Genomic DNA, 6,459 nt, shown 5'->3' on the forward strand with positions numbered 1-6,459 from the left:
TTTCTTTCAAATAAAGTCATTTAATGATAAAATAATTGTGCTTGAATAATTTAAAGGGGATGTACATATGGCTAAAAAAGGATATTTTTTAATGGAAAATGGAAATAAAATTGAATTTGAACTATACCCGAATGAAGCACCAAATACAGTTGCCAATTTTGAAAAACTCGCAAATGAAAATTTCTATGACGGTTTGACATTTCACCGTGTAATTCCTGGATTTGTCAGCCAGGGAGGATGCCCTGTAGGTAATGGAACGGGTTCAGCAGGCTATACCATCAAATGTGAAACAGAAGGAAATCCCCATAAACATGTGGAAGGTTCACTGTCAATGGCACATGCCGGCAAAGACACTGGGAGCAGCCAATTCTTTATCGTGCACGAGCCACAGCCGCATTTAAATGGTGTTCATACAGTGTTCGGACAAGTCACTTCAGGAATAGAGCATGCCAAATCCATGGACAATGGAGATGTTATGAAAGAAGTTAAGGTAGTTTCGGAATAATCCAAATCATGATGGCTGAATCTAAGACAGCATAGATGGATATGCATTCAGTTTTATACCTTATTTTTATCATTGCACCGCTGACTACCCTGATACATGAACTTGGACATGTATCAGGGTCATTAGCTGTAAATGCGGATTATATCCAATTGTCCATCGGCACCGGTAAAAGAAAAATGGTTCTAAAGAGAAAACGCGTAGAATTTAATATTTATCCCGCTTTCTTTATAGGTGGCATTACCAGGAGCGAAAGAGCAAAACCATATAATAAAACGGAATCTGTATGGATCACTATACTGGGGCCAACGTTTAATGCGATAACCGCGCTGATTAGTTACTTGTTATTTGAAGTTTTCCCCAGCGAATTCTTACAATTGCTGTTCTGGTTTAATATGTGGATGGCAATTGTAAACATTATCCCCTTTACAATCAATGGGAAACGAACAGATGGATTCACCATTCTCGAATTGATCAGAAAATAATCGGTATGACTCAGAAGTATGATTACTTCGAAAATTGTCAATGCTTATAAAACCACAAAAAATCATCATGTATATTTGACAAAAAGCTGCAATAATGCAATAAATAGTTATATACTTAGTCGAGCAGGTAAATGGCAATTTTTTAGTTATACAGATTATTTAACCAATCAAATGATTTATTAATGAGGGGTAACTATGTTAATTCGATATAAGAAAAATTTGGAAAAAATTGCAATGGGATTATTGTCTTTTATGCCAGAAGAAAAAAAAGACGTTAAAAAATTGCAGCAAACCATTAAAGAATATGAGACCAATGAAAACTGGCATCTGCATTTATGGAAAGAGGAAGATGTACTTGGTGCAATTGGTGTGCGTATAGAGGATGAATTTAATGCTGTTATCCAGCATATATCCGTAAACCCTTCCCATCGGAACACAGGGATAGGTAAAAAAATGGTTCAGGAAATCAAACGACTTTATCAAAATAAGTATGCTGTTAGTACTACGGATGAAATTGAGGATTTTTATAATAAGTGCACAGATGTGGAAGAAGAACCACCCACACCTGCTGATAACCAATAAAAAACCAGCCCTTATCCTGTAAGGGCTGGTTTTCCTGTTAGTCGGCAAACCTGCTAAAGCGTTGGCGCACATGTTATACTATATAATTTTTCGATGTTTCACTCTAGTACCAAGCAGCACCAACGATGATTAAAAGAATAAACAAAACTACGATTAACGCAAAGCCTCCGCCATAACTATGACTCATTATAAACTTCCTCCTTTTTCTTCATTACATAAATGTTTTGTGGTAACATTTATCTTACGTTATAGCTTATGTCAGAATGAAGAACCTTGTATGGGCACTTATGCTAATCTTTAATCACTTGCAACCAAGAAAGGAAGACCGTCTATGAATCAAGCATACGAAGTGAAATTGGATGCATTCGAAGGACCGCTTGATTTATTGCTCCATTTGATCAATCAATATGAAATTGATATATATGATATACCAGTAGCCCAAATTACGAAGCAGTACTTGGAATACATACATACAATACAACGGCTGGAATTGAATATTGCAAGTGAATACCTTGTTATGGCTTCCACACTTGTAGCTATCAAAAGTCAAATGCTGCTTCCTAAGCAGGAAATTGACATAGAGGATGCAGAGGAATATATGGAAGATCCGAGGGAAGAATTAATGCAGCGTCTGATCGAATACCGTAAATTCAAAGAAGCTGCAGAAAAACTTAAAGAGAAGGAAATGGAGGCAAATCAGCTATTCACAAGGGCACCAGTTTCCTTTGAAAAATTAACCCTTGATAAAGTACCGGTAGTCCAAGGAGATATTTCCATTTATGATATGCTCGGAGCGCTCGGGAAAATGTTTGAGCGAAAAAAATGGAATGAACCACATGATACGACCGTACAACGTATGGATATACCGATTGAAAAGAGAATGCAGGATATCCTGCTGAAAGTAAAGGATTCAAAAGGCGGAATAGAATTTGACCAATTGTTCCCATATCCCTCGCGGACCCATGTTGTCGTGACGTTTATGGCGCTTTTAGAACTTATGAAAACTAAGGAAATATACTGTAAACAAACAAAGCATTTCGATACACTGTATTTATATTTTATGGAGGAATAGATGTGGAAATGGATGAACTAAAAGCTATAGCCGAGGGGCTGCTTTTTGCCAGTGGGGATGAAGGAATAACAATCAAGCAAATTTGTAAAATACTGGACGTACCGGAGTCCGCCGCACAACATATTATTGAAGAAATGAAATACGATTATGAACGGAGAGACCGTGGATTGATGATTATGCAGTCCCATGAAGTGCTTCATTTAACCACGAAACCAGAGCATAGCAGTTATTTCAAAAAATTGATCGAGCTACCGCAAGCCACCAGAATGTCACAGGCTGCACTGGAAACATTGGCAATTATCGCCTATCGGCAACCGATTACTAGAACCGAAATAGAAGAGATTCGAGGAGTGAAAAGTGACCGACCAGTCCAGACACTTCTTTCCAGATCCCTAATCGAGGAAACAGGAAGAAAAGATACCGTTGGAAGACCCGTTCTTTTTGGAACCAGTAAAGACTTCCTGACATATTTTGGTCTGACATCACTGGGAGAATTGCCGCCATTGCCTGAAGCCGCTGTTGTAGAGGAAGATACAAAAGAAGCAGACTTATTTTTCGAGAGATTCAGCAATGAAATGGATGACAATAGCCATGATGAGTAATACCGCTCCTTACATTTTATATGTAAGGATTTTTTAGAATTTATAAAGTACAAATTTTGACAGCAATTAATTCTTACACATAAACAGCCACCTCTGCTTTTGTTCTTTGCTTAACGTTCTCCTCAATAAACTAAGTTCGAACATTTAACTGGTTTAAACCTAAGAATGCCACCAATAATCACCTTGCTAACCTTGGTAGAAATAAAGCTGTTTTCTAAAACTCATTTTCTCAATGTTTGTTGCCTAAAAGCCTCCTTATTTTATGTAAAATGCGAAGTAACTGCTGGTTGATTTCCGCTGCGGACAGTTGCTTTCCGCGGGCACGGCCTCAGCCTCCTCGAGAAAACCACTCTGCGGGGTCTTCGGACACGTGCTGTTCCCGCAGGAGTCAACTGTCCTCCGCTCCAATCAACTGCCATAAAAGAGCGGATACATTATCTGGACAATATAACAGCTCGGGGAAATACACGGAGACTCCAACGGGAGGAAAGGCATAGGTGAGACACTGAAATGCGTAGCATGAAGGAGCTCACCAGCCGCCTTAGGATGCGCGCAGTGTATTTCCCCGAGCGGTCGCCGAAGTATCTCGCTTCCATTATACGTGCCAAAGTTCTAACACAATTAGAAGTTACGTCACATTTTATATCAAATGCGATGAAGCAACAAAATGAACGAGTAGAGCCTTGGAATTTAAATGTAATCAGACAGCTTTGACCCAACAGATAATCCACTGACAACTTAAGCACCTTATTTCCACCCAACCCGATTAAACTAGGGCTAATCACCAATTTCACTCTGCTAACTTAAGTAAGCGGAAAAATGCTAATTTGCAAAGTGGAACGAATGCATTTTCTCCATGGATGATCAAATGCAAGGTTATCTGCTATCCACCATTCGTGAAATTGTATTCATAACAGCACGTCCCGAACATAAGATATATAGACATCTTTTCCGGGAGGCTGCAGTTATGCGATTTTTAGTTATATTAATGGTAATAATCTTATTAAATCTTGGTTTTCCTGCAATCGGACAAGCGGCTCCTGAAGTCTCTGCAAGCCACGCAATTCTAATCGAGCAATCTACAGGCAGAGTATTATTCGAAAAAAATGCACAGGAAAAAGCGAATATAGCTAGTATAACGAAAATCATGACGGCAATCATTGCGATTGAATCGGGAAAATTGGACGAGAAGGTAAGTGCCTCCAGAAAAGCGATTAATACGGAAGGATCGTCCATTTATCTGGAACAAGGCGAAAAAATATTATTGGAGGATTTAATCTATGGTCTTATGCTCAGATCAGGGAATGACGCAGCTGTTGCGATAGCTGAACATGTTGGGGGAAGTGAAGAAGGATTTGTCTTTTTAATGAATGAAAAAGCAAAGTGGCTTGGAATGACAAATTCACATTTTGATAATCCCCACGGTCTTGACTCGGAAACCCACTATTCCAGTGCATATGACATGGCAATGCTTATGAGATATGCGATGGAAAATGAGCTTTTTAAGAAAATAAGCGGTACAGAAACCTATAAATCCGATAACAGATCCTACAGTTGGCAAAACAAAAATAAATTGCTCACCCAATTTTATGAGTACTGCACAGGAGGCAAAACCGGGTACACAAAACAAACAGGCAGAACCTTGGTTAGTACGGCGGAGAAGGATGGCATGGAACTGATTGCCGTCACATTGGACGCACCGGATGACTGGCGGGACCATATCTCGATGTTTGAATGGGCATACGAAAATTACAAAATGGAGTCGATAACTGATGAAGGTCCTGTAAAATACAAGTTAAATGAAGATGATCGTACAGTGAACGGATACCTGAGGGAGGACCTATCGTTTCCCCTGTCTGACACAGAACGTGGCTTGGTAACATCTAAAAGCTTCGTATTGAACAAGCCAGATGCTGGTAAAGAACAAATTATCGGAAAAACCGTTTTCTATCTGGACAATAACCGGATCTTAGAGACTGCGATATACAGTAATGACCCGCCTATGACAGAGAATACATTTATACAACATATTAAATCTATTTTTTCTGAGACATTGGGATTGAGATAATATGATCAATATTATTTGGGCATGTATGGCTGTCATTGGTATTGTTTACGCCATGTTCAATGGGAAGATGGAAGAGGTTAATCAGGCAATATTTGAGAGTGCAGGGGAAGCTGTTACGCTTTCCATCGGTTTAATCAGCATCTTGGTATTCTGGCTTGGGATTATGAAGGTTGCTGAAGGTGCCGGAATTTTGAAGGTTGTTACAAAATTATTCAGACCTGTTATTTTGCGTCTGTTCCCTGATATACCAAAAGATCATCCAGCGATTGGCTATATCCTTTCCAATATAACTGCAAATCTTTTCGGGTTAGGTAATGCTGCAACACCAATAGGCATTAAGGCAATGGAGCAAATGAAGCAATTAAGCGGAACGGACACTGCTTCCAGATCGATGATAACTTTTCTTGCTTTAAATACATCCGGTCTTACCTTGGTACCAACTACCGTGATTGCTATTAGAATGCAATATAATTCTGTTTCACCGACAGAGATTGTAGGGACAACCATTATAACAACTTGCATCTCTACAGCGAGTGCTATTTTGATTGATCGCTTTTACTATTATAAAAGTACTTGGAGGAAATAGTTATGGGGATGATTACATCTTTAAGCACATGGATCATACCATGTTTTTTGTTAATCGTATTGACTGCCGCTGTACTGAAAAGAGTTCCTGCATATGAATTATTTGTAGAGGGAGGAAAGGAAGGTGTCAAGATGGCATTTTCTTTGCTTCCTTTTTTAGTAGGAATGATTGTGGCCATTTCCATCCTGCGCAGTTCGGGAGCATTGGAAGCTTTCGTCAATTTAATATCTCCTGCCCTGCTTTTTATTGGCATCCCCCCAGATATTATTCCATTAGCCTTAATACGCCCAATATCTGGTACAGCTGCACTTGGAATGACTACTGAAATAATTGCAACGAACGGACCAGATTCCTTTATTGGCAGGCTCGCATCAACCATGCAAGGGAGTACTGATACAACATTGTATGTTTTAACCGTTTATTTTGGTGCGGTAGGAATTAAGAAAATGAGATATGCGCTGAAAGTGGGACTGCTCGCAGACCTAATTGCTATACTTTCATCTGTCATTCTTGTTAAAATGGTGTTTGGATAACGATTTATTGGCGTTAATGTAATGTTAAC

At 39.1% G+C, this 6,459-nt stretch carries 10 protein-coding genes; 9 read left to right on the top strand and 1 reads right to left on the bottom strand.

The genetic code is table 11. From position 1 onward, the window contains the following. The first annotated feature begins 67 nt into the window (after positions 1-67). The 3 genes from A4245_RS12010 (at position 68) to A4245_RS12020 (ending at position 1,569) form a co-directional block, all read left to right on the top strand. A complete protein-coding gene (locus tag A4245_RS12010; protein ID WP_067728202.1) occupies positions 68-505 on the top strand; it encodes a peptidylprolyl isomerase in 438 nt (145 codons plus the stop codon). Positions 506-546: 41 nt separating this feature from the next. Then, complete coding sequence (locus A4245_RS12015; RefSeq protein ID WP_157087716.1) at positions 547-987, top strand: site-2 protease family protein; 441 nt, start codon at positions 547-549, stop codon at positions 985-987. A 195-nt stretch (positions 988-1,182) separates the two neighbouring features. Next, positions 1,183-1,569 carry a GNAT family N-acetyltransferase gene (locus tag A4245_RS12020; RefSeq protein ID WP_067728206.1) on the top strand — a complete coding sequence of 129 codons (387 nt, stop codon included), beginning with the start codon at positions 1,183-1,185 and terminating at the stop codon, positions 1,567-1,569. A gap of 103 nt (positions 1,570-1,672) precedes the next feature. On the opposite strand, the gene A4245_RS12025 is transcribed toward A4245_RS12020, so the two are convergent. After that, positions 1,673-1,756 carry a YjcZ family sporulation protein gene (locus A4245_RS12025; protein ID WP_067728208.1) on the bottom strand — a complete coding sequence of 28 codons (84 nt, stop codon included), beginning with the start codon at positions 1,754-1,756 and terminating at the stop codon, positions 1,673-1,675. A 144-nt stretch (positions 1,757-1,900) separates the two neighbouring features. Here A4245_RS12025 and A4245_RS12030 point away from each other — a divergent pair, with 144 nt between their 5' ends. From A4245_RS12030 to A4245_RS12055, 6 genes are all read left to right on the top strand, one after another. Continuing rightward, entirely contained in the window at positions 1,901-2,641 is a 741-nt protein-coding gene (locus A4245_RS12030) for a segregation/condensation protein A (protein ID WP_067728210.1), read from the top strand. 2 nt (positions 2,642-2,643) lie between these two features. After that, complete coding sequence (gene scpB, locus A4245_RS12035; RefSeq protein WP_067728212.1) at positions 2,644-3,243, top strand: SMC-Scp complex subunit ScpB; 600 nt, start codon at positions 2,644-2,646, stop codon at positions 3,241-3,243. A gap of 510 nt (positions 3,244-3,753) precedes the next feature. Further along, positions 3,754-3,957 carry a hypothetical protein gene (locus A4245_RS12040; RefSeq protein ID WP_157087717.1) on the top strand — a complete coding sequence of 68 codons (204 nt, stop codon included), beginning with the start codon at positions 3,754-3,756 and terminating at the stop codon, positions 3,955-3,957. A 253-nt stretch (positions 3,958-4,210) separates the two neighbouring features. Continuing rightward, positions 4,211-5,311 (top strand): D-alanyl-D-alanine carboxypeptidase family protein, encoded by a 1,101-nt coding sequence (locus A4245_RS12045; RefSeq protein ID WP_067728216.1) that lies wholly within the window; start codon positions 4,211-4,213, stop codon positions 5,309-5,311. A 1-nt stretch (position 5,312) separates the two neighbouring features. Continuing rightward, positions 5,313-5,897, top strand: a complete 585-nt coding sequence (locus tag A4245_RS12050; protein WP_067728219.1) for a nucleoside recognition domain-containing protein — start codon at positions 5,313-5,315, stop codon at positions 5,895-5,897. A gap of 2 nt (positions 5,898-5,899) precedes the next feature. After that, complete coding sequence (locus A4245_RS12055; RefSeq protein ID WP_067728221.1) at positions 5,900-6,430, top strand: spore maturation protein; 531 nt, start codon at positions 5,900-5,902, stop codon at positions 6,428-6,430. Positions 6,431-6,459 lie beyond the last annotated feature (29 nt).

The organism is Oceanobacillus damuensis (assembly GCF_001618145.1).
Lineage (GTDB): Bacteria > Bacillota > Bacilli > Bacillales > Amphibacillaceae > Oceanobacillus > Oceanobacillus damuensis.

What these genes read in the sequence shown, in the direction of transcription:
- A4245_RS12025 (WP_067728208.1), bottom strand. Translation starts at nt 1,756, where the DNA reads ATGAGTCATAGTTATGGCGGAGGCTTTGCGTTAATCGTAGTTTTGTTT.
- A4245_RS12030 (WP_067728210.1), top strand. Translation starts at nt 1,901, where the DNA reads ATGAATCAAGCATACGAAGTGAAATTGGATGCATTCGAAGGACCGCTT.
- A4245_RS12020 (WP_067728206.1), top strand. Translation starts at nt 1,183, where the DNA reads ATGTTAATTCGATATAAGAAAAATTTGGAAAAAATTGCAATGGGATTA.
- A4245_RS12050 (WP_067728219.1), top strand. Translation starts at nt 5,313, where the DNA reads ATGATCAATATTATTTGGGCATGTATGGCTGTCATTGGTATTGTTTAC.
- A4245_RS12015 (WP_157087716.1), top strand. Translation starts at nt 547, where the DNA reads ATGCATTCAGTTTTATACCTTATTTTTATCATTGCACCGCTGACTACC.
- A4245_RS12045 (WP_067728216.1), top strand. Translation starts at nt 4,211, where the DNA reads ATGCGATTTTTAGTTATATTAATGGTAATAATCTTATTAAATCTTGGT.
- A4245_RS12055 (WP_067728221.1), top strand. Translation starts at nt 5,900, where the DNA reads ATGGGGATGATTACATCTTTAAGCACATGGATCATACCATGTTTTTTG.
- A4245_RS12040 (WP_157087717.1), top strand. Translation starts at nt 3,754, where the DNA reads ATGCGTAGCATGAAGGAGCTCACCAGCCGCCTTAGGATGCGCGCAGTG.
- A4245_RS12010 (WP_067728202.1), top strand. Translation starts at nt 68, where the DNA reads ATGGCTAAAAAAGGATATTTTTTAATGGAAAATGGAAATAAAATTGAA.